General features: G+C 64.7%; 18 protein-coding genes. 14 read left to right on the forward strand and 4 right to left on the reverse strand.

Annotation, left to right across the window (positions count from 1 at the left end; translation table 11 throughout):
• Positions 1 to 9 precede the first annotated feature (9 nt).
• From BJP32_RS01570 to BJP32_RS01600, 7 genes are all read left to right on the forward strand, one after another.
• Entirely contained in the window at positions 10 to 3,231 is a 3,222-nt protein-coding gene (locus BJP32_RS01570; RefSeq protein WP_003165203.1) for an efflux RND transporter permease subunit, read from the forward strand.
• The gene (locus tag BJP32_RS01575) at positions 3,231 to 3,830 is read left to right on the forward strand and encodes a cation transporter (RefSeq protein WP_003165204.1); all 600 of its coding nucleotides are present in this window, start codon (positions 3,231 to 3,233) and stop codon (positions 3,828 to 3,830) included. The genes BJP32_RS01570 and BJP32_RS01575 overlap by 1 nt, the downstream gene beginning before the upstream one ends.
• Positions 3,827 to 4,456: an isoprenylcysteine carboxylmethyltransferase family protein gene (locus BJP32_RS01580; protein WP_003165205.1), complete on the forward strand. Its 630-nt coding sequence runs from the start codon at positions 3,827 to 3,829 to the stop codon at positions 4,454 to 4,456. Before BJP32_RS01575 ends, BJP32_RS01580 begins: the two co-directional genes overlap by 4 nt.
• A gap of 173 nt (positions 4,457 to 4,629) precedes the next feature.
• Complete coding sequence (locus tag BJP32_RS01585; protein WP_035285029.1) at positions 4,630 to 7,140, forward strand: heavy metal translocating P-type ATPase; 2,511 nt, start codon at positions 4,630 to 4,632, stop codon at positions 7,138 to 7,140.
• Complete coding sequence (locus BJP32_RS01590) at positions 7,137 to 7,589, forward strand: DUF305 domain-containing protein (protein ID WP_003169256.1); 453 nt, start codon at positions 7,137 to 7,139, stop codon at positions 7,587 to 7,589. The genes BJP32_RS01585 and BJP32_RS01590 overlap by 4 nt, the downstream gene beginning before the upstream one ends.
• Positions 7,590 to 7,751: 162 nt before the next feature.
• Positions 7,752 to 8,066, forward strand: coding sequence for a hypothetical protein (locus BJP32_RS01595; RefSeq protein ID WP_003165207.1), 315 nt, complete (start codon positions 7,752 to 7,754; stop codon positions 8,064 to 8,066).
• Positions 8,067 to 8,132: 66 nt separating this feature from the next.
• Positions 8,133 to 8,564 carry a helix-turn-helix domain-containing protein gene (locus tag BJP32_RS01600; protein WP_003165208.1) on the forward strand — a complete coding sequence of 144 codons (432 nt, stop codon included), beginning with the start codon at positions 8,133 to 8,135 and terminating at the stop codon, positions 8,562 to 8,564.
• 58 nt (positions 8,565 to 8,622) lie between these two features.
• Here BJP32_RS01600 and BJP32_RS01605 read toward each other — a convergent pair whose 3' ends face one another.
• Positions 8,623 to 9,576, reverse strand: a complete 954-nt coding sequence (locus BJP32_RS01605) for a LysR family transcriptional regulator (protein ID WP_003165209.1) — start codon at positions 9,574 to 9,576, stop codon at positions 8,623 to 8,625.
• A gap of 91 nt (positions 9,577 to 9,667) precedes the next feature.
• Here BJP32_RS01605 and BJP32_RS01610 point away from each other — a divergent pair, with 91 nt between their 5' ends.
• The 4 genes from BJP32_RS01610 to BJP32_RS01625 all read left to right on the forward strand — a co-directional run bounded on the left by BJP32_RS01610 (position 9,668) and on the right by BJP32_RS01625 (position 14,441).
• Entirely contained in the window at positions 9,668 to 11,002 is a 1,335-nt protein-coding gene (locus BJP32_RS01610; RefSeq protein ID WP_003165210.1) for an acyclic terpene utilization AtuA family protein, read from the forward strand.
• Complete coding sequence (locus BJP32_RS01615) at positions 11,002 to 11,313, forward strand: hypothetical protein (RefSeq protein ID WP_003165211.1); 312 nt, start codon at positions 11,002 to 11,004, stop codon at positions 11,311 to 11,313. The genes BJP32_RS01610 and BJP32_RS01615 overlap by 1 nt, the downstream gene beginning before the upstream one ends.
• A 100-nt stretch (positions 11,314 to 11,413) precedes the next feature.
• On the forward strand, positions 11,414 to 12,751 hold the full coding sequence (locus tag BJP32_RS01620; protein ID WP_003165212.1) for a CitMHS family transporter: 1,338 nt from the start codon (positions 11,414 to 11,416) through the stop codon (positions 12,749 to 12,751).
• A 25-nt stretch (positions 12,752 to 12,776) separates the two neighbouring features.
• Positions 12,777 to 14,441 carry a tannase/feruloyl esterase family alpha/beta hydrolase gene (locus BJP32_RS01625; protein ID WP_081461881.1) on the forward strand — a complete coding sequence of 555 codons (1,665 nt, stop codon included), beginning with the start codon at positions 12,777 to 12,779 and terminating at the stop codon, positions 14,439 to 14,441.
• Positions 14,442 to 14,534: 93 nt separating this feature from the next.
• Here the strand turns inward: BJP32_RS01625 and BJP32_RS01630 are convergent, their stop codons facing one another.
• Entirely contained in the window at positions 14,535 to 16,601 is a 2,067-nt protein-coding gene (locus tag BJP32_RS01630) for an alpha/beta hydrolase domain-containing protein (protein WP_003165214.1), read from the reverse strand.
• Positions 16,602 to 16,620: 19 nt separating this feature from the next.
• Positions 16,621 to 19,536 carry a TonB-dependent receptor domain-containing protein gene (locus tag BJP32_RS01635; protein ID WP_003165215.1) on the reverse strand — a complete coding sequence of 972 codons (2,916 nt, stop codon included), beginning with the start codon at positions 19,534 to 19,536 and terminating at the stop codon, positions 16,621 to 16,623.
• Between the two features lie 504 nt (positions 19,537 to 20,040).
• Between BJP32_RS01635 and BJP32_RS01640 the strand changes: the two genes are divergently transcribed.
• Together BJP32_RS01640 and BJP32_RS01645 are read left to right on the forward strand one after the other, a co-directional pair.
• Entirely contained in the window at positions 20,041 to 21,087 is a 1,047-nt protein-coding gene (locus tag BJP32_RS01640) for a proline racemase family protein (RefSeq protein WP_003165218.1), read from the forward strand.
• Between the two features lie 49 nt (positions 21,088 to 21,136).
• Positions 21,137 to 21,748, forward strand: a complete 612-nt coding sequence (locus BJP32_RS01645; protein WP_040345568.1) for a TetR/AcrR family transcriptional regulator — start codon at positions 21,137 to 21,139, stop codon at positions 21,746 to 21,748.
• Positions 21,749 to 22,065: 317 nt separating this feature from the next.
• Here BJP32_RS01645 and BJP32_RS17790 read toward each other — a convergent pair whose 3' ends face one another.
• Positions 22,066 to 22,188 carry a hypothetical protein gene (locus BJP32_RS17790; protein ID WP_003165222.1) on the reverse strand — a complete coding sequence of 41 codons (123 nt, stop codon included), beginning with the start codon at positions 22,186 to 22,188 and terminating at the stop codon, positions 22,066 to 22,068.
• 360 nt (positions 22,189 to 22,548) lie between these two features.
• Here BJP32_RS17790 and BJP32_RS01655 point away from each other — a divergent pair, with 360 nt between their 5' ends.
• Entirely contained in the window at positions 22,549 to 22,872 is a 324-nt protein-coding gene (locus tag BJP32_RS01655) for a hypothetical protein (RefSeq protein WP_143255400.1), read from the forward strand.
• Positions 22,873 to 23,089 lie beyond the last annotated feature (217 nt).

Genomic DNA, 23,089 nt, shown 5'->3' on the forward strand with positions numbered 1-23,089 from the left:
GAGGGGATCATGTTCAAAGCCATCATCGAGGCGTCCGTCCGCTTCCGCTGGTTCATCGTCCTGGCCACGACGCTGGTCGCCGCCTGGGGCCTGTTCCAGTTGACGAAGCTGCCGATCGACGCCGTGCCCGACATCACTAACCGCCAGGTGCAGATCAACACCGTGGCCCCCGCCCTGGCCCCCGAACAGATGGAGCGCCAGGTCACCTACCCGCTGGAAACGGCCATGGCCGGGATTCCAGGCCTTCAGAGCACCCGCTCCCTCAGCCGCAACGGTTTCAGCCAGGTGACGGTCATCTTCACCGACGCCACCGACATCTACTTCGCCCGCCAGCAGGTGGCCGAGCGGATGGCCCAGGCGCGCGAAAACCTGCCCGAAGGCGTCGAGCCCGGCCTGGCTCCGATCACCACGGGCCTGGGCGAAGTCCTGATGTGGACCGTCGACTTCAAGCCCTTCGACGCCAAGGCGGCGCGAGCTGGAAAGCCTGGCTGGCAGCCCGATGGCGCCTATCTGACGCCCGAAGGCGATCGGCTGGCGTCTCCCCAGGCGCAGGCGACCTATCTGCGCACTGTGCAGGACTGGATCATCGCGCCCCGGATGCGGACCGCGCGCGGTCTGGCGGGCGTCGACGTGAACGGCGGCTATGTGAAGGAATACGCCGTCCGACCCGACCCGGCTCGCCTGGCGGGCTACGGTCTGGGCCTGGGCGACCTGATGCAGGCGCTGGAGCGCGCCAACACCCAGGCGGGGGCCGGATACGTGCAGCGCGCGGGCGAAGCCCTGACCGTCCGCACCGACGCCTTGGCCCAAACCGTCGAGGATCTGGCTCAGGCGCCCGTGGCTAACCGCAACGGCCTGGTCGTGCGCGTCGCCGATGTGGCGACCGTGGAAATGGGCCAGGCGCCGCGCCTGGGCGGGGCCAGCCGCGACGGCCATGAAGCGGTCATCGGCACCGCCCTGATGCTGGCCGGCGAGAACAGCCGCACCGTGGCCCAGGCCGCCGCCGAACGGCTGGAAGAGATCGGCGCCAGCCTGCCGCCCGACATCGTGGCCGAGCCGGTGCTGAACCGCAGCGCCCTGGTCAACTCGACCATCAAGACGGTGGCCAAGAACCTGACCGAAGGCGCCCTGCTGGTCATCGTCGTGCTGTTCCTGCTGCTGGGGAACATCCGCGCGGCGACGATCACGGCCCTGATGATCCCGATCAGCTTCCTGTTCGCGGTCATCGGCATGAACCGCTTCGGCATCAGCGGAAACCTGATGAGCCTAGGGGCGCTGGACTTCGGCCTGCTGGTCGACGGCGCCGTGGTGGTGGTCGAGAACACCCTGCTGATGCTCAGCCAGCGCCGGGCGGATCTGGGTCGGGCCCTCACCCGACACGAACGCCTGGACGTCGCCGCCGGCGCCGCGCGGCAGATGGTCAAGCCCGCCGCCTTCGGCCAGCTGATCATCCTGCTGGTCTTCACCCCCCTGCTGATGCTGGAAGGGGTCGAGGGCAAGACCTTCATCCCCATGGGCGCCACGGTCATGCTGGCCCTGGTCGGCGCCTTCATCTTCTCCTTCACCTTCGTCCCAGCCATGACGGCCCTGCTGGTGCGAGATCCCAAGACCGTCCACGTCGACGAGAACGGCGAGGCGGAAGAGCATGAGACCTTCCTGCTGCGCCACGCGCGCCGCTGGATCGAACCGGCCATCCGTTCCGCCGTGTCGCACCCCAAGACGGTGCTGGCGGCGGCGCTCGGCGCCCTCGTCGTCGGCGGGTTCGCCTTCACCACCCTGGGCCGAGAGTTCATCCCGACGCTGGACGAGGGCGATATCGCCATGCAGGCCCTGCGCGTGCCCTCGGCCTCGCTGGAGCAGTCCCTCGCCATGCAGATGGCGCTGGAGCGGGCCATCAAGGCCCAGCCCGAGGTGAAGACCATGTTCTCGCGCACCGGCACGGCCGAGGCGGCGGTGGACCCCATGCCGCCGAACATCTCGGACGCCGTCATCGTGCTGAAGAAGCGCAAGGAATGGCCCGATCCGAAGCTGCCGAAGGAGGAGTTGATCGCCCGCATCGAAAAGGCCTCCGCCGCCCAGTTGGGCAACAGCTTCGAGTTCAGCCAGCCGATCGAACTGCGCTTCAACGAGCTGATCTCCGGGGTCCGCACCGATCTGGCGGTCATGGTCTATGGAGACGACTTCACCCAGCTTCAGGCCACGGCGGATCAGGTCGCCAACGCCCTGCGCGACACGCCCGGCTCGGCCGACGTGCGGGTGGAGCAGGCGTCGGGCCTGCCGACCCTGACGGTCAGCGTCGACCGCTTCGCCGCCGCCAACTACGGCCTGTCGGCGGCCGACGTGTCCGAAGCCGTCTCGGCGGCCATCGGCGGCGCCGAGTCTGGGCAAATCTTCGAGGGCGACCGCCGCTTCGACGTCGTGGTCCGTCTCGACGACGCCCAAAGGAACGACCCCGCCGCCCTGGCTGCCCTGCCGGTCACAACCGCGACCGGGGTGACGGTGCCCCTGTCCTCGGTCGCCCGCATCCAAGTGGCGGAAGGTCAGAACCAGATCAGCCGCAACAACGGCAGCCGCCGCATGGTGGTTCAGGCCAATGTGCGCGGCCGCGATCTGGGCGGCTTCGTCGGCGACGCCCAGGCGAGAGTTCAGCAACAGGTTCAAATGCCGGCCGGCTATTCCCTGACCTGGGGCGGCCAGTTCGAGAACCTGAAGCGGGCCGAGCAGCGCTTGGGCCTGGTCATCCCCGTGGTCTTCGTCCTGATCGGCATCCTGCTGTTCATGGCGTTGGGATCGTTCGCGGAGGCCGGGCTGGTGTTCGCCTGCGTGCCGCTGGCCCTCGTCGGCGGGGCGCTGGCCCTGCTGCTGAGGGGGATGCCCTTCTCCGTCTCGGCGGCGGTCGGCTTCATCGCCGTGTCCGGCGTCGCGACCCTGAACGGCCTGGTGTTGATGCAGGCCATCCGCGAGCGGCTGCAGGCAGGCCAGATTCCGCGTGACGCGGCCCTGCTCGGCGCCTTCAGCCGTCTGCGCGCGGTGCTGACCACGGCCATGGTCGCCATCGTCGGCTTCATCCCCATGGCCATCGCCTCGGGCGCCGGCGCCGAGGTGCAAAAGCCCTTGGCCACCGTGGTCATCGGCGGTCTCCTGACCGCCACCGCCCTGACGCTGCTGGTTCTGCCGACCTTCGCGGCCAAGGCGGTCAGGCATCGCAAGGCGGAAGGGATCGAAGACTGATGAGCGGCGGCCTCGGAGCGGAGGCGGTCCAGCGCCGCACCCTGCTGGTGGTGTTGGTCCTCAACGCCGCTCTCTTCGTGGGCCTCGGAGTCGGCGGCTTGCTCGCCGACTCCAGCGCCCTTCTCGCCAACGCCGTCGACAACGGCTCCGATGCAGCCGTCTATCTGATCGGTTTCCTCGCCGTCGGCCGGGCGATGATCTGGAAGACGCGCGCAGCCTGGCTATCGGGGATCATGCTGCTGATCTTCGCGGCCGGGGTGCTTGCAGACGTGGCGCGGCGCTGGATCGTCGGGACCGAACCCGTCGGCTGGACCATGATGGGTCTGGCCGTCGTCGCGGCGGTCGTGAACCTGATCTGCCTGATGCTGATCAGGCGTCAGGACAGCGACGACGTCAACATGCGCGCCGCCGAAACCTTCAGCTTCAATGACTTCGCCTCGAACGGCGGCATCCTCGTCGCCGGAGGCCTGGTCATGGCGCTAAACCAGGCATGGCCCGACCTTCTGGTCGGGCTGATCGTGGCGGCCATCGCCCTCAAAGGCGGTCTCGACATTCTCAAGGACGCCCGGGGCGTCGCCAATAAGGGACAAGCCCAATGAACGCCCCGGGCCGCCGCTCGGCCGCTCCGATCGATCTCCGCTCGGTTCAGCGGTGGCGCAAACTCTTCATTCTCGTGGGCCTCTTCGCCCTTCTGGCCTGGACGCTGATGGTGAAGGCCGAGCCACGGCTCGAACACGCGGTCGAGCATCTCGGTCTGATCGCCATCATGCTCTGCATCATCGGCCGCGCCTGGTGCTCCCTCTATATCGGTGGCCGCAAGAAACAGGAGATCGTGACGAGCGGCCCCTACTCCCTGTGCCGCAACCCCCTCTACGTTTTCAGCTTCATCGGCGCCTTCGGAGCCGGGGCGATGTCCGGCAGCCTGTCGGTCGGGCTGGTGTTCGTCCTTGCCTGCTGGATTGTGTTCCGCACCGTCGTCGGCCGGGAGGAGCGCTACCTGAGCGAGACGTTCGGGGAGACCTACGACGCCTATCGGCGGCGCACCCCGCGCTTCATGCCGAACCCGAGGCTCTGGCGTGATGAGGCCGAGCTTTGCATTCGTCCGACCTTCTTCGTGCGCACGATCCAGGACGGACTGTTCTTCCTTCTCGCCGTTCCGCTGTTCGAATTGCTCGAAGCGGCGCAGCAGTTCGGCTGGTTCGGCGCCGTCCTGCAATTGCCTTGAGCAAAACCTCATGGAACGCGCGCGCCTGGTGACATCCTTGACGGCTATACTAGCCGCAATCGCCTTTCTCGCCGGCGGCGCCGTGCAGGCCGCTTCCCTTGAAGCCGAGGCGAAGCGCGCCGCGCCGCAGATCGGCCCTCCACCCGCCCCCGTCTCACCTCCGGAGTTCAGACATGCCTAACACGGTCAGAATGGACATCCCCGTCCTGCTGCCGGAAGCCCCCGACGCGTCCGACGCCTGCGTCGAACGCCTCGTCAAGCGGCTCAGCAGCGCACCCGGCCTGTTCCAAGTCCATGTCGCCGAAACGAACGGCGCATCTCAACTCTGCCTCCACTACGACCCCGCTGCGCTTTCTCCAGCGGACGTCAGGCGCAAGGCGTTGCAGGCGGGCGCCGAGATCAGCCAGCGATTCGGCCATCTCATCGGTTGGGTGGAGGGCGTACGCCACGCCCGCCATGCCCGCAGGCTCGAAGCCGCCCTGGCCGAAGAACCCGGTGTTCTCGAAGCGGCTCTGGACGTGGCGGGCGCCTTGCGCCTGGAGTTCGATCACACTCGGACTAGCCGGGACGCCCTTCAGCAACGCCTCGCGGACCACAGGCTGAGATTTTCCCATTCTCCCTTCCCGCCCCCGCCCGAACGATTTGAACCCGAGAAAGGCGATCACGACCACGAAGGAACAGGCGAACATGCCGATCACGATCATGCCCATGGCGGGGTTTTCGGCGCCAACACCGAGCTCGTCTTCGCCCTGGGATCCGGCAGCGCGCTCGGCATCGGTTTCGCCCTGGAGAAACTGGTTCCGGGACTTTCCGGATGGGCGCCGCTGACGCTCTTCCTCGTCGCCTATGGGCTCGGAGGCTTCTTCACGGTCCGCGAAGCCATCGAGAACCTGAAACGCGGGCGTTTCGAGATCGACACCCTGATGTTGGTGGCGGCGGCGGGCGCGGCGGCGCTAGGCGCATGGGCGGAAGGAGCTCTACTCCTCTTTCTGTTCAGCCTGGGCCACGCGCTCGAACACTACGCTATGGGCCGCGCCAAACGGGCCATTGAGGCTCTGGCCGAACTGGCCCCGCGCACGGCGAGAGTGCGGCGGGGAGACGACCTCATAGAGACGCCGGTGGAACAGCTCGAGATCGGTGACGTGATCGTGGTGCGACCCAATGAACGCCTGCCCGCTGACGGCTTCGTCCTCTTGGGCACGACCAGCATCAACCAGGCTCCGGTCACAGGCGAAAGCATGCCGGTGGACAAGCAGCCGGTCGCCGATCCCGCAGAGGCGCGATCGGGGCGGTCCTCGATCGCCAATACCTCGGCCGTGTTCGCCGGCACCATCAACGGCGCCGGCGCCATCGAGATCGAGACCACACGCAAATCCAGCGACACCACCCTTGCCAAGGTGGTGCGGATGGTGAGCGAAGCCGAAACTCAGAAGTCGCCCACTCAAAGGTTTACCGACAAATTCGAACGCATCTTCGTGCCCGTGGTGCTCGGGCTCGCCTTCGTCCTGCTGTTCGCCTGGGTCGTGATCGACGAGCCCTTCCGCGACAGCTTCTACCGCGCCATGGCGGTGCTGGTCGCCGCCAGCCCCTGCGCCCTGGCCATCGCCACGCCTAGCGCCGTTCTGTCCGGGGTGGCGCGCGCAGCTCGGGCGGGCGTTCTGATCAAGGGCGGCGCCCCCTTGGAAAACCTCGGTTCACTCAACGCCATCGCCTTTGACAAGACCGGCACCCTGACGGAAGGCCGTCCGCGCATCACCGACATCATTCCCGTCCAAGGAACCCGCGAAGCCGATCTTCTGTCGGCGGCCGTCGCCGTCGAGCGCCTCAGCGACCATCCCCTGGCCGCCGCCATCGCGCGCGATGGCGCAGAACGTCTCGGCCAGTTCACCCCGTCTCCCGCCTCAGACCTCAGAAGCCTGACGGGGAAAGGCGTCACCGCCCGATGGGCGGGCGAGACGATCTGGATCGGCAAGCCCGAAATGTTCGGGGCGGACGGCGTCGCGCCGCTCAGCGACGAGACGACGCTCGCGGTCACCCGGCTGCGGCTCGAAGGGCGCACCCTGATGGTCGTCCGCGCCGGCGCGCGCGATCTCGGCGTGATCGGTCTTCTGGACACGCCCCGGCCGGCGGCCAGAGCGGCCTTGGCCGCGCTGCGCGATCTGGGCGTGCAACGCATGATCATGATCTCCGGCGATCATCAGAAGGCCGCCCAGGCCATCGCGGGACAGGTCGGGCTTACTGAGGCTTGGGGCGATCTCATGCCCGAAGATAAGGTGGACGCCATCAAGCGGCTTCGAGAGGAGACGAAGGTCGCTATGGTCGGCGACGGGGTCAACGACGCTCCCGCCATGGCGACCGCCACCGTCGGGATCGCCATGGGCGCCGCCGGCTCGGATGTCGCGCTGGAGACCGCGGACGTCGCTCTGATGTCCGACGACCTCGCCCAACTGCCCTTCACGGTCGGCCTAAGCCGGCGAACGCGGAGCGTCATCCGGCAAAACCTGGTCGTCAGCCTCGGCGTCGTGGCCTTTCTCGTTCCGGCCACCATCCTCGGGCTGGGCATCGGGCCCGCTGTGGCGGTCCACGAAGGCTCCACGCTGCTGGTCGTGTTTAACGCCCTGCGCCTGCTCGCCTATCAGGATCGACGCGGCACACGGCGCGCGTCGACGGAGACCCGCTCATGAAACGTATCAGCGGCCTCGCCATCATCGTCGTCTTCCTCGCTTTCTCAGCCTTCCTCTTGGGCGTGGTGACAAAGCGGGGGTCAACCGCCATCGATACAGCCGGCTCCGTCGACGCGCGCCCCATCGACGAACATGCCGGCCATGGCGACAGGCCCCAAGACAGCGCGGCGACCCGTTCCTTCAAGGAAGCGAACGAGCGGCTGCATCAGGCCATGAACATCAACTGGAGCGACAAGGCCGATGCGGACTTCATACGCCTCATGATCGCCCACAGCGAAGGCGCCGTCGCCATGGCCCGCATCGAGCTCGAACAGGGATCCGACCCTGAAGCCAAGGCGCTCGCCGAAGATGTGATCCGCAGCCGGGACGCTGAAATCCTCCGCATGCGCATCTGGCTGGCACAGCGCCAAAGGGCGGAAACGCTCGAGGGCGCCAGGCCCGGGAACTGAGGGATGAGGCGCAGGAAGTCTCCCATCCGAGGTCAGACTATCGCCTGGCGGCCTGGACGCTACGGCAAGCGGCTGCGGTCATATCGTATCCGCAGGAACACCAAACCCCGGCCGGTTATGGACAGCGTATACGCGAGCTTCAACGGCCTCGTGGGAGCAGGGGTGGTGCTCTATCTCGGCATCGTCCTGTTCAACGCGACCGGCTTGCCGCTCTACATCACTTACGGCGCAGCTCTCCCCCTGGTCGCGCTCGCCTGCGTGCTGCTGGCGCCCCGCGGCCGGACGATGCTGATCCTGAGCTTGCCATTCGCGGTGCTCTGGATCGCGGGAACCCTGTTTCTCTACGTGACGCGTCACGACATGAACCGGTCGCCTCACAATCACCCTTCCTCCGCTGCATCCGCGCAGCAGGCCGCCGAGCCCGTCGAGCGACGCGTCGCACCTCCCGGACGTTCCGGGCCGGTGTCCGTCAATTAGCGGTCACCGTCAGAGAAGCCCCTAGCGAGATCCAGCGTATCGACGTTCAAGATCAGGAGGACCGACGTGACCGAGCTGCAGGCGAAGCTGGATTACAATCGAGCCATCGGCCGACGCATCCGTGACCGACGAAAGGCGCTGGGCTTCAGCCAGGCCGCGCTCGGCAGCAAGGTCGGCTTGTCATTCCAACAGATCCAGAAGTATGAGAAGGGCCTGAACGGCCTTGCAGCCGTGCGCCTGGGCCAGCTGGCGCTGGCGCTGGCCACAACGGTTCCGCGACTCCTGGGGCTGGGGGAAGAGGACCACCCGGCGTCAGACGAACAGCGTCATCGTCTGCTTCAGGCCTGGGAGAGATTGACGCAAGCGCAGCGCGAGCCCCTGCTGCGGTATGTCGAAGCGCTCGCGCTGTCGCCATCCTCTGCGACGACAGCGGTCGAGACGACGCACATTGGCGCGGAGGCCGACGTCGATCCGACGGCGACGAGCGATAAGAAATAAGGCTTGTTCGGATGACCGGCTTGGAGGTTCCCCCTTGGAGCACCAACCGCTGAAGTTCTCAGCCCGCGTCCCCAGCACCGTCAGCTTGACTCAAATGCGCTTTGCATCTCCCCAAAACCGCATCGGAATGCCTGATGACGGTAGATATGAACGACGCGAGCGTGGGACTGACTGCCTGGTTACGACGCGTAATGATCCCCACCGACCGTTTCAGCGAAGGTTGCGACAACGATCTCCAAACCAGGCCGGACGCGGCGGTCAGTGGCATGGCCAGGCGCGGCAGGGCCGAAACGCCCAAGCCGTTCAGCACCAGGGCCCCGACTGTAGCCATCTGTGAACACTCATAGAGCGGCTTGACCGGTGATCGCACCTGGACGAAAGCGGCGTCCGTCATCAAGCGCACGCTGCTGTTGGACGCCATTGCAATGAAGGGGCGCATCTCGAAATCGCGCCAGGAAACGCGCGGGCCCACGGCCATGGGATCGTCCTCACGACAGACCAGGCCAAAACGGTCCAAGCCAATCTCCTCATAGTTGAAGAGATCATCCTTGATCGGCCGCAATGCCAAACCCAGATCCGCTCTCCCCTGAATGACTGCCTCAGCGATGTCACCCGACAGCGCGTCGATCAGTTCAAACTCGACATCCGGCGCAGTCTCGCGAAAGGCCGAGATGGCGCGAGGCAGCACAGTCGCCGAAAGGGACGGCAAACTGGCCACAACGATACGGCCACGCGCGCCCGAAGCCAACTGATCAAGAGAGTCCAGCCCCGCCTCGACCTCTCGCAGCACCCGCTCGGCGATCGGCAGCAGGTGACGACCATAGCTGCTCAACGCAACAGTTCTCGTGTCCCGATCGAACAATCGAACTCCCAACCGGTCCTCCATCAGCTTGATCGTGCGGCTAAGCGCCGGCTGGGAAATACCACAATGTTCAGCGCAAAGGCTGAAACTGCCGTGTTCTGCGACGCCCCGGAACAGCCGCAACTCCCGCAGTTCGATCTGATGCGACATAGTCCGCGCTCCCTTCGATCTATGCTAACGATGAATAAGTTGATCAGGCAATAGTCATTGTAATTCTATAAGCGACGCGAAACATAGCGTCATGTCCGATGCATACATCCGCGAAAAATCAGCTGTAAGAATCGGATCCGGAGCCGGCTTCTCCGGCGATCGGATCGAGCCGGCGGTCGTTCTGGCCGAATATGGCCGGCTGGACTATCTGGTCTTCGAATGCCTGGCCGAGCGCACGATCGCACGAGCCGTCCGATCACGCATGGCCGATCCCGATGGCGGGTACGACCCTCTGCTGATTGAGCGCATGACGGCTGTCCTGCCCACCTGCGCACGCCAGAATACGCGCATCATCAGCAATATGGGGGCGGCCAATCCCGTGGGCGCGGCCCGCGCGACGGCTGCAACAGCGCGAGGTCTAGGCTTGAGCGGCCTGAAGATCGCAGCCGTGATCGGCGACGACGTTCTGCAGATCGCCACGACACATGGCGCTCTCGACGGGTTGGCGGAGCGGGCGATCTCCGCCAACGCCTACATGGGCGCTGAGCCTGTAGTGGAGGCCCTGGCCGCAGGCGCTGACATTGTTCTGACGGGCCGGATAGCGGATTCCTCGCTGTTCCTGGCTCCGGCAGCGTTCGAGTTTGGCTGGGCTTTCGACGATTGGGAGAAGCTAGGTCGAGGCGCCATCATGGGGCATCTTCTGGAATGCGCCGGACAGGTCACCGGCGGCTATTTCGCGGACCCCGGCTACAAGACCGTGGAGGGCCTGGCCCGGCTCGGCTTCCCGCTCGCGGAGGTTTCGCCCGATGGAAGCCTCATCGTGACCAAAGTCCCAGGTACAGGCGGCGCCGTGACCGTGGCCGGCGTGAAGGAGCAGCTTCTGTATGAACTGCACGATCCTGGCAATTACCTGAGTCCCGACGTGACAGCCGACTTCTCCAGCGTGATCGTGCACCAAGCCGGACCGGACCGTGTTTCGGTCGAGCGCGGCGGCGGCCGCAAGCGCCCTGATCAACTCAAGGTTTCGGTAGGCTATCAGGACGGCTTCGTCGGCGAAGGGCAAATCTCATATGGCGGGCCGGGGGCGCAGATGCGCGGCCGGCTGGCGCTCGACATCATGCGGGAACGTCTGGATATGATGGGTGATGAAATCCTGGAGACGCGGTTTGACCTGATCGGCGTGGATTCGCTCCTGCCAGGTTCGACACGCAGAGACGACGCCGGCGAAGTTCGCGCCCGCATCGCGGCGCGCACACGAACGCTTACCGGCGCCCGCCAAGTGGGCCGAGAGGTAGACGCCCTTTACACAAACGGACCGGCAGGCGGCGGCGGCGTTTTCCAGACCGCCTATCCGGTGATCGCCATGACCTCGACCCTTCTGGATCGAAGCCTGGTCCGTCCGGATATCATCTGGGAGACCACCTGATGCGATTGCGCGAAATCGCTCACTCGAGAACCGGCGACAAGGGCGACATCTCCAATATCTCGGTCATCGCCTATGATCCGGCCGATTATGAACTGCTGGTTCGGGAGGTCACCGTCGAGCGCGTCGGAGCGTGCCTGGGAGGCACGGTGCAGGGTGAAATCGACCGTTTCGAGATCCCCGGCCTGAGCGCTCTCAATTTCGTTCTGCACAAGGCCCTGGGCGGCGGGGTGACCCGGTCCCTCGCGCTCGACGCCCACGGCAAAAGCCTGAGTTCCTATGTGCTCGCGATGGAGATCGACAAGAGCGCATAACATTGAAGTCTTAGACGTCTCCCGGCGAATAACGACGCCCCGACGGCTCAGCAGCCGGCGAGGAAGCGTCGGCGGCCGGTAAGGAACAGGGAGGAGCGGTATGGACCTTGCGCTGCAGGGCTTTTTGACGATCGGCGCCTTTCTGGGGCTGATCCTCTTTGCGCGCGTGCCGGTGACGGTGGCGCTGATCCTAGTTCCCCTGATCAGCGTCTTCATCGGCGGCCAGGCGGAGGACGTCGGCGTCATGGCGGTCGACGGACTGAAGACCGTGGCGCCCGTGGCTGCCATGATGATGTTCGCCATCCTGTATTTCGGCCTGATGATCGATGTCGGCCTGTTTGAACCCTTGGTGAAAGGGCTGTTGCGGCTGGTCCAAGACGATCCCGTCAGGCTGTGCGTTGTCACCGCCATCCTCCCCATGCTGGTGGCGCTGGACGGCGACGGAGCAACGACCTTTCTGATTTCGGTGACCGCCCTTCTGCCGGTCCATCGTCGCCTAGGCGTCAAGCCGCTCGTCCTGCCCACCATCATCGGACTGTCTGCCGGCGTGATGAATCTCCTACCCTGGGGCGGACCGACCGCGCGGGCCATGAGCGCCCTCGAGGCCGGAGTGGACGAGATATTCACGCCTGTCGCCCCGGCCATGCTGGCCGGGATCGCCTGGGTCCTTTTGGCAGCCGGCTTCCTCGGCTGGCGCGAACGCAGGCGGCTGGCCCCGGCGGGGGGGCTTCGAAACAACCGCCCTCCGCCGGAAGTCGGCGCGTCTGAGATCGACGGCTCCGCGCCGGCGGGACGCATGAACGCCCTGTTCTGGATCAATCTCGGCCTGACGGTCCTGCTCGTCGTCCTGCTGTTCCAGGACCTCTACGCCCAATGGGTTCCCCTGCCCAAGATGCCGGCGCCGCTCTTGTTCATGACGGCCTTCGTTATCGCCCTGCCTATCAACCGCCGCACGGCCAAGGCGCAGCAGGAACAATTGGCCGCCCACGCCGGGAATGTGGTGATGGTGATTACCATGATATGCGCCGCTGGCGTCTTCGCCGGAATAATGAACGGGGCCGGATTGATCACCGCCATGGCCCAGGCCGCGGCGACGAATATGCCGGCCTTCGCCGTTCCCTGGTTGAGCGGCATCGTCGCCGTCACCGGCATGCCGATGAGCCTCGTCTTCACGCCCGACGCCTATTATTTCGGCGTCCTGCCCGTTTTCGCGGAAACGGCCGCTGCCGTGGGCCACGACCCGGCTGCGATCGGCCGAGCGGCCATTCTGGGCCAGATGACCACCGGCTTCCCGCTGAGCCCGCTGACCGCCTCGACCTTCATCCTCATCGGTCTGTCCCAGGTCAGCCTGCGCGATCACCAGAAACACATGTTCCTCTGGGCGTTCGGAACAACCCTGGTGATGACCGCCGTCGCCGCCCTGACGGGCGCGCTGTGAAACCTTAAGCCACAAGGAGCCCACCATGCCCGATGACGCCACCTCCCCCGCCCCGCGACTCCACCGACGCATTGGGACCAGGCCGATGCTGGCGGGCGCCTCAGCCATTACCTTTCTGGTCGGAACTGCCGAGGCTTCCGCACCCGACAGCGCTACCCAGTGCCGCGCCATGGCCGAACAGCACCTGCCCGGCGCCCGGGTTATCGAGGCGACCGTGGTCCCCGCTGGCGAGTTGGCCGTTCCCGGACAGGCGGCCGTGGGCGACCTGCCAACATTGTGTCGCATCCAGGGTGTGGCGGAGCCGACGGATCGGTCGCGGATCGGCTTTGAGGTCTGGATGCCGCTCGCCGCCTGGAACGGACGCATCCACATGGTCGGCAACGGCGGCTACAGTTCCTCGATCCGATACAACCTGATGGGCAATCTTGTCCGTCGGGGAGACGTCGCGGTGGCGACCGACACCGGCCATGTGGGCGACGATCTGGAATTCGGCTTCGACAATCGCGAGGCCATCGCCGACTGGGGTCATCGCGCAGTCCATGAATCCATCCGCGCAGGCAAGGCGCTGACCCAGACCTATTACGGCGCCGCGCCGCGCCAGTCCTATTTCTCCGGCTGCTCGACAGGCGGCCATCAGGGGCTGACGGCGGCCCAACGCTATCCTGGTGATTTCGACGGCATCATCGCCGGCGCGCCAGGGGCTAACCGCACCAACTTGAATTTCGGCTTCCTGTGGCAATTTCTTCAGAACCATGCGCCAGGAGACAACCTCAATCCGATCCTCACCCGTGCCGACCTTCAACTGGTCAGCCGGAAGGCGCTTCGCGACTGCGACGGCCTGGACGGCGTCGCCGACGGGATAGTGGTCGACCCGCGCCGATGCACCGTCGATCTGGCGGACCTGCGTTGCCGACCGGGCGAGGAAGCCGCGACCTGCCTGACGGATCGCAAGATCAGCGCCTTGAGCGGCATGCGTCAAGGCGCCCGGCGCGCGGACACGGGCGAGACCATCTACCCCGCCTGGCCGGTCGGCAGCGAATATGTCGAGGGACAGGGTCTGGCCGAGGGCTGGGACGTCTACTGGGCCAACCCGCGCAAGCCGGACGAGCCGCAGCGCATCGACTATTTCCGCCGTTGGTCGCTGAACGACCCGGAATGGAACTGGTGGAGCTTCGACTGGTCGACCGGGGTGGATCGGATTCGCGCCGCCATGGCGCCGCTGACGGACGCGGTGAACCCAGACCTGTCGGCCTTCCGGGCGAGAGGCGGCAAGCTCATCCTGTTCATCGGCTGGCAGGACCCCGTGGTGTCCGCCTATGACACGATCGACTATTTCGACCGGGTGATCGATACGGCCGGCGGCGACGTCTCCGACTTCGCCCAACTGTATCTCGTCCCCGGCATGGGCCACTGCGCCCTGGGCGGCGGCGCCACCAACTTCTCGACCTCGACTCGCAACTCTATGCCGCTGGTCGCCGATGCCGATCACGACATGAGCCTCGCTTTGGAGCGATGGGTCGAGGAGGGCGTCGCTCCCCGGCGCATCGTAGCGGCGCGCTATCGCGGCAGCACGCCGGCCAGCGGGGTGGAACTGACCCGTCCGCTGTGCCCTTATCCGGCGGTCCCCGTCTATGACGGCCGAGGCGACCCCGCCCTCGCATCCAGCCACCAGTGCCGCCCCCCGACCTAAGGCTCCGCAATAGGATACGGAAAAGCCCGAGCCCGCATAGGCGAGCCCGGGCTTCTGCGTCGCCGGAAGTTCGGCGCCGATGGCCTGCAAGGATCAAGGCAGGACGGGATGACGACGCGCGTTCTCAATGTAGCGGTCGGCGTCCTCCTGAAGCATAAAACGCGCCTGGACCAGCCGGCGAGCGGAAGCCTCGACCGCCGCGACATAGCCCGCCTGATCGCCATAGCGTTCCTCCAACGACGGCCGCTCGTCGCCCGCAGACACCCGGGCGGCGCGCGTCTTGTGGAACGGGATGAAGGCGCCGTTCAGATTGTCCAGATCCTCAAAATCCGGGTTGGCGGCATAGTTGAAGCCGAGATTGGTGCCCAGGGGCGCTTCAATTGCGATTCCGCGAACGCCTGCGATATCATGACCGTCGCCGTCGACCTGAGGCACCAGGATCGCATAGTCGCGTCCGAGATTGTGCGGCGGCTGATAATCCATGATCCCGCTCTCGTCCTCGGCGCGATAACGCGGGCCGAAATTCAGAAGCGGACGCTGGACATAGAGGCCTCTATACTCGAAGTCCGGGATGGATCCCTTATGGCCCTCCCCGTCCCAGACCAGACCGCGCATGGCGGGAAAGCGCAGTTGATCAGGCCTGACCAAGGTGCCGTCCTCGATGCGGGGAATGCGGCTGGCCGGCGGCTCGCGTCCGTCGACGACCCATTCCTCCAGCGCCAGGAACAGGGCCCTTTGGTGAGAGTCGATGTATGTCGCCAGCGGCCCGATCGGATAGGCGGCGCGATCCGGGTTGAAGCGCGGCAGCGCGGCGTCCCGGTGCTGGGTGCTGGAGTGGAGATAGATGCGCAGATTGTCGGGCTGTTGCAGGTCCCGGAGGCCATAGGCGTCGGTCAGCCCCGAGGACCCCTGCAGCGCCCAGAGCTCTGAACTGCTCCAGCTCATGAACACCTTGGGACAGGTGTCGGACAGGCTGCAGCGGGCGAAGATTCCTCCCGTCCGGCCCGCGACATTGTCCACATAATCCGGCGCAAAGCCTCGCGGCCCGAGTTGGGCCGGCGCCGAAAAGTCCGTCCGCGCGCCCCCGCCGCCGCCCGGGATGGAGAAGCGGGCGTTCACATTGGTGAGCCGCGCCCCCACCAGGGAGTAAACGCCGTCAAACACGCGGCGCCCCCCAAGGTCCTCATTGAAACCCAGATGGATGAAGGTCTTCATGAAGTTGCCGGTCTGCGATCGGCCGGAGCCGATGGCGTAACGAACCAGGCCGCGTGCGGGATTGGCCAAACCTTCGCGATCCGCATCCTCGTAACGCAGAAACGAGACCAGGTCGCGGATCGCCGCCAACCCCAGTCCCATAACGATGGGATCTCGGGCGGTGTAAATGATCTCGTAGAAGGAATTCGGGTCGACGCCGCCCTTGACGCAGATGCGGGTCGGATCCGGCTTGCCCGGAAAAGGGTGGGAGGCGTCGCAGGCGGCAAAGGCCCAGTCGCTGTTGGCGATCGGAATACGAGCGTCTGAATATTTCACCCGGCGCGACAGGCGGTAATCGGGTCCGCTGTTGTCCATGGAGGCCGGGGCATAGGGTTTCATCGTGCCGTTGAACGGCCCGCCTGGCAGTCGTAGGTCCGTAGCGCCTGTCGTCGGGATCAGATCGGCGCGATAGGGACCCGTTATCGATGAGCCGTCGGGATTGCGCGCCACCGGCGCCGTAAGCGTCATCCGCTCCGGCCCGGTCTTGGGCACGTCGCCCTGCCAACCAGCGTAGAGGATGACCTCACCTCGCCGAAGAAAAAGAGGATCGGGCGGATAGTGGATCAGATTGCCCCGGTTCGGCGTGTTGTACTGAAGGACGCCGTTCGCACGCGATCCGTCCGCCGGCACATAGAGGATGAAGTCGGTAGAATACTCGACGTAGCCGCGCGCGTTGCGTGGGGCGAGGTTTAGGTCCTGAATGATGGCGTTTTGGCCTTCCGCCGGGTCGACCTCGCCGATCACCGCCCCTTTCAACACCTGATACGCGCCGGCTCCATCCTCGCCGGCCAAGGTCTCTCGGCTATCAATTCGGAAGGTGAAGGCGGGTTCCGCCAGAGCCGGCGCGGCCGTCGTCCACAACCCGACGACCATCATAAAAGCGACGGCGGCTGTATCGCATTTCATCAGCTTGCTTCCCTTGGGCTCAAAACGTCTGGCGAAGGGCCACGTAGAATCGACGGCCGATGACGTCGTACAGGGTGGCGTCGGTGCTGCCCGGCGTGCCGTTGATGGTGACCGGCTCGGGGTCGAAGGCGTTTATCACGCCGAAGCGTAAATCGGTCGCCTCGCTCAGCGACCAGCGCGCCTCGAGATCGACATAGCTGGCCGCCTTTGCAGACGGAGTCGTATTGGCTGGATTGGTGATCCGAGCCGTCGCCTTCATCTCGTCGATGAAGCGATGACGCGCCATAAACTGGAAATCACCGACGTCATACCGGGCCGTCGTGACCAGCTTCCACTCGGGCCGCCCTTGGAAGCCGGCGGAGTCGCGGAAGGGGTCGCCTGTGAAACTCTGTGTTTCGTACTTCTGCAGGCGGGTCGCCACCATATTGAGCGAGAGCGAGCCCGCATCCGGAAGGCCCAGATCGACAAGGTCCGCGCGCCAGTCCGCCTGCATGTCAAAGCCCGAGGTGCGGAAGGCGGCCAGATTCAGCATGGGCTGGCGAGACGCCTGAGTGATAACGCCCGTCGCCGGGTCGCGAGCGATCTGCTGACAGTAGATATTGCTGTTCGCAAAAGTCGGATTGTTGTCGAAACACTCCGACAGGCTGCTGCCGATCGTCAACGGTCCGATCGCATCTTCGACGCTGATGTCATAATAGTCGATGGAACCGGATATGTTGCTCAGCCAGGGCGTCTGGAACGGCGAACGGAACACCAGGCCGATCGCATAGGTGTCGGCCGTTTCGGGGATCAGGTTCAGGCCGCTGGTGGTTGTCGCTGTCACCGTGTTGATGTTGTAGACATAGCTGTCGATCAGCCCGACCGGGACGCCCTGCGCCAGACACAGCTCTCGCACCGAAGCCGCGTTTTCGCTTGCACGATAGCGCGATCGAATATCGCAGGGATCGCCTGCGCCCGTGGTGGTGGAGCCGATGGTTGAAGCCGTCTTCACTGACGGCGCAAACAGTTCGCCGGCGCTCGGCGCGCGGATGGCCCGGGCGACCCCGCCCCTGAATTCCAGCAGGTCGTTCACCCGCCAGTTGGCGGTCGCCTTATAGGTCGAGACTGTGTCGACGTCGGCGTAGTCCGACACACGATAGCCCAGGTTAAGCTCCAGGCTCCGGACCAGAGGCAGATTGGCCAGCACGGGGATCAACACCTCCCCATAAACTTCCTTCACCTGAGTCCGTCCTTGCGTCGGCATCGCCTGGTTCGGCGAAATCACGTCGCCGGAGATATGCAGAGAATCCGGGTTGAAGGCGTAGGTGTTGCGCCGGAAGGACAGGCCCGCCGCGAATCGCACCTCGCCTGCCGGCAAGGTGAGCAGACCGCCTTGCAGGTTCAGTTCGGCGTCCGTCTGGCTGTATTCGCTGGTGTCCTTGGGCGAACGCCGCAGGAAGTTCAGGCAGGAAGCAGACAGCGCGGTCATACCAAACGGATCGAACCCTCCGTCGCACAAGGACGCGCCGCCGTCTGGGGCGTTCAACAGCTGCTGGGTTCCCGACAGCGAGGTCCATCCCGTCAACTGACGCGTCTCGTCCGTCCGGCCATATGAGACGTGCCCCTGCCAGGACCAGTCGCGATACGGCAGGGCCCCGGAGAGACCCAACACCACCTGGCCGACGCCATAGCTGAGATCGGTGCGCCGAGGTCCCGCGTATAGCGTCCGTTTTTCAAACGAGAACGCAGCGTTGGGATCTGGTCGTGAAGCCAGAAGAGCGCGCAAGTCCGCCGGAATGAAGGGGTTCGTCACCGGCACGGTGAGACCGGTCGTCGCATCCGCCACCGCCGCCGCCAATTGGGTCGTTGAATCGTAAACGGTATAGTTGAACTGCAGCTGAGCCTTGACCGTGTCGGTGAGGTCGTAGTCGACCGCGCCGAAGATCGATCCGCGCGTCTGCGGCGTCTGCAAGTAGGTGTCGACCCCATTGAAGCCGACCGAAGAACCATTGTTGGTGAAGCCCATCTCGGCGCCCGGGCCGCGATAGTTGACCACGGAACGCCCCGTGGCGAACAAGGTGCCGTCATCATTGAAGCCGAAGGTGCTGGTAGCTTGGACGGTTCCCGGCGCCACTCCGTACTGGGCGAACACCATATCTACGGCAGACTGGCTCGGTCGATTGGCCGACGCCGGCAACAGGCCCTGGGGGATGGTCGCCGAAGCCGTCTGCTGACGCAGATAGAAGTCACGATCCACCGTCAGGATGGTCTCGCGCCGGCCATAGCCCGCCGACAGGACCGCATGGCCGCGACCGTCGGCGAAGGCCCCGCCGGCGGTGACATCCAAACGGAGGGTTTCGTCGTCGCCCTGACCAGACAGGCCATATTGAGCGTCGATCTGAAAGCCCTCGAAACGACGGTTGAGCTTGAAGTTCACCACCCCGGCCACGGCGTCGGATCCATAGGTCGAAGACGCGCCCCCCGTGATCACCTCGACGCCCGAAATGAGCGCGCGAGGGATGGTGGTGATATCCACGACATTGTTCCCCGAGGAGGGTTGCAGACGGCGGCCGTCCAGCAGCACCAGGGTCCGCGAAGCGCCCAAGCCGCGTAGATCCACCGTGCCCTGCGCGCTCCCGCGCAATTGACCGGAGGTCGACGTGTTCCCAGGCGTGAACTGGGGCATCTGCGCCAGCGCGGCCTCGACCGGCGCCCCTCCGGACGCCTCGATGAATTCCTTGCCGACTGTGACGACAGGGCTCTCCGCCTGGTAGTCTCGTCGCGAAATCCGGCTTCCGGTCACTACGATTTCACCGAGCTGGGTGGCTTGGTCAGCCGGCGCGGCGATCTCCGGCGGAGTGCTGTCGGAAGCCGCCTCCTGCCCACAAACTTGAGACGCAAAAAAGACGGTTGCAAAGGCTGCTGTCGACGACAGCAGATTCTGGCGCAGCTTCATGTCATCCTCCCACGGCGCGCTATTGTCGCGCGCTCAGATCAACCGCGTTGTTAAGACGCGGATAGAACTTGTTGGATCGAAGCTTTCGGAGATCTCGCCGCCCGGTCGCTCGACCTTTTATAAGGCCAACACGCGTGTTGCATCAGGACAAATGCTTTTTTGGTATAAGCTTATCGGATCGCCGCACCGAACGCGGACATCACCCGGATAAGGGGCAAAAAGGCGAGCGGGGGCACCTCACGAATCCAGCCAGCGCAGGCGCTCAGGCGCATTCGAACGACTTTGACGATAATCGGCGGACCGCTCGACGAGAGCATCGTAATTCAACTCTCGGTCGTTCTCAGATCGTGGAAGAAAAGTTGCGAGCCCGTGCGCATTCTGCTCCTCATCGACGACAAGCTCCATTTCGGCGCACGCTGAAACGGCGCAATCTGGCCGGCCCCTCCCGATCAAGGCGTGGAGCCGCCGCGATCTAACCAGGGTAAAGGAAGGATTAAGATTGATATGAACGCGCCGACCGAGGCCGTCACGCTCCGCACGCTCGACATGCACACGGCCGGAGAACCTGTCCGCATCGTGGAAGCGGGCTATCCTGAGTTGGTCGGAGCGACCCTTCTCGAAAAGCGACGCGACGCGCATCGGAATCATGACCACCTTCGGCGCGCCTTGATGCTCGAACCGCGCGGCCATGCCGACATGTATGGCGTCATCCCGACCTCAGCCTGTCACCCGGACGCCGATTTCGCCGCGCTGTTCACGCACCAGGAAGGCTACAGCACCATGTGCGGTCATGCCACGCTCGCCCTGGGCCGGTGGGCGGTCGACAGCGGCCGGGTCCGGATCGGGGATGACCGCGCCAGGTTCAAGCTGGAAGCGCCTTGCGGCGTGGTGGACGTGGAAGTCTGGAAAGACGCCGAAGAGGTGCGGGTGGCGTTTGAAAGCGTCGAGGCCTATTGCCCTGAGTTGGATCAGGCGGTCGAAGTGCCCGGGTTCGGATCCGTTCAACTCGACATCGCCTTCGGGGGCGCGTTCTACGCCGTGCTTCCCGCATCGAGGCTCGGCCTGTCCCTCATGGACACGCCCTTGGCCGAACTGGCGGCGGCAGCCGTCGCAATCACCGATGCAGTGCGCGCAACCCTGCCGGTGCGACATCCTTCAGAACCCGATCTCGGCTTCCTCTACGGGACGATCCTCACCGACGACACGCCGCTGGGCGATCACGGCGGGCTGCCGAGCTACAATCTGTGCGTTTTCGCCGAGGGGCAAATCGACCGTTCTCCGACCGGCAGCGGCGTAACGGCGCGCATCGCACTGTGCGCCGCGAGAGGCGAGATGCAGCCAGGCCAATCCTGCGAAATTCGCGGCGTCTCCGGCCAGGGCTTCACCGGGACCCTGGCGCGAGTCTCGGAGGACGAGCGGGGGATCGTCTCACGGGTCAGGGTGGAGGGAACCTCGCATTACATCGGACGCTCGGAGTTTGTCTGCGAACCTTCAGATCCATTCGCCTGGGGCTTTGAATTGCCCGTCAAGCTAAACGCGTTGTCCAGATGATCACGCCCTGCCCCAAACTCGATCCCTAAGCCCTTGCGAGACGCCTCCGATGATCAGAAAGGCGCGGAACCCTTCTCAACCCGGGCGCGCGGAGGGGCGCTGCAGGGATGCGGACGTCACGAGAAAGGCGCTGCTTCGGTCCGCGGCCGAACTGTTCGCCGAACACGGATTCGACAAGGTGCGCGTGCGCGCCATAGGCCACAGGGCGAATGTGGATCCTTCCCTGATCAACCGCTACTTCGGAGGGAAGGAAGATCTTTTCTCGGAGGTCGTGAAGGCTTGTCATTCCGGTTGGCGTGACAGCTGGAGCGAACGGGTCGCCCTCGCCGAAAAACTCGTCGACGAGGCGCTTTTCGGCGACGGAGCCACGCCGCTTCTTCTGGGTGCGCACATCCTGCTCCGTTCAAGCGGCTCTGAGCGTGCGCGTCGTATTATCGACGCTACACTCGGGACTGACGCCTACGCAGAGCTCGAAGCCTGGGTCGGAGGTGAAAACGCCGACATTCGCGCTCGGCTGCTCATGGCGACGATCGGGGGAGTCATGCTGGCGCGAGACTTGGGCGGCGATTTCGATATGTCGCCGGCAAGGCAGGACGCGCTTCGCGCCCAGCTTGTCCTTTCTCTGCAGCTCCTTCTCCACGTCAAACCGCCGAACATCTGAGGGCCGCTCGACGGTATCACGCCCACGAGCATTATGAGCATCCGCGACAAATGGCCGGATATCGTAAAGACGGTCAGCCGCCGCTCGCCCGTGTAGGGCGCCCAGTGCATTGAGCGAAAAGTGCAATCGCCCGATCGCAAACCGCACAATGGCCAGCACAGCAATCCCGCATCAGGAAGGCCAAGAGACCCGACAAGCGCGTGAAAGCCGCGCTGTAAATAATCCAGCGCCCGGCCCGACGGCTCTCGATCAGACCAGCCGCCTCGAGTTGCCCGAGGTGAAAGGACAGGCGCGACACAGGCGCGCCCTCGAGCGCGTCAGCGATAGAGCCCAGCCCGCAGCCCCTCGGCGCCTGCAACAATCAACAAGCGCACGATGCGCAGGCGCGTTTTGTTGGAGATGGCGGCAAGCGCCTTCACCGCTTGATCTTCGTCCACCATCGCCCCATCATTCGCCAATAATTGAAATGCCGCCCCCGCCTCCCCCACCAGTTCAGAGCGTGCGGCTTCCCCTCAACAAAGCCAAGCCGCCGGAACCAGAAGCGGCGGACGCTTCTGTCACTGGATTTAAAGTATGGTGCTACAAGCCCTTCGTGATCGACTCGAGTCCGGGCAGGTCGGCATCTATTTCCTGACCGTGGCGTGCGCAGCCGTGATCGGCTGGGCCGCCCCGGGAACCGAGAGTTGGGAATCTATCATCACTCCAGCCCTGGCGGTGATGCTATTCGCGACATTTCTCCAGGTACCTCTGGGCGACCTCGGAAGGGGATGCCCCCCACCCTTCCTCACATAGCGATCATCTTGAACACCAGTGAGATCGCGACGGCCCTGTTGGTTTCGCTATACAAACTCACCGGAGATAGCCTTGCCGACATCAAAGCTGCGGTGACAGGTCGTCGTCCGGTCGTGCAGGAAGATCTATTCAGCAACGCGTTTTATGATGATGGTATTTCGCGCTTGAGAGCCATCGTCGCGTTATTGCAAAATTCCGGTGTCGAGTTCGACATCTACGAAATCGGCGAGGGCGAGCGTTATGATGACGCGGACCTCGATAGGTGCAGGATCACAAGTGAAACACTGGGAAACATCCTTTCGGGATCACAACGAGAGCCTGAGCAAACATAGACCTTTCAACGCTTGAAATCATAAGTTTTGGCGGCTCGGTACAGGACGAGAACCCGACTTCACGGTTTTGAGCATTAACGGTGCATCAGACCCGAACCATGCCTTCACACTCATTCGGCCAGAGATCGAGCTGACCATAATCGAAAGCGGCATGTCGGCCCAATTCTCGAAGTCTCTCTGGATATGTTATCGCAGAAGAAGCATGATACGATCAGTG

Source organism: Brevundimonas sp. ZS04, assembly GCF_001956865.1.
GTDB classification, from domain to species: domain Bacteria; phylum Pseudomonadota; class Alphaproteobacteria; order Caulobacterales; family Caulobacteraceae; genus Brevundimonas; species Brevundimonas diminuta.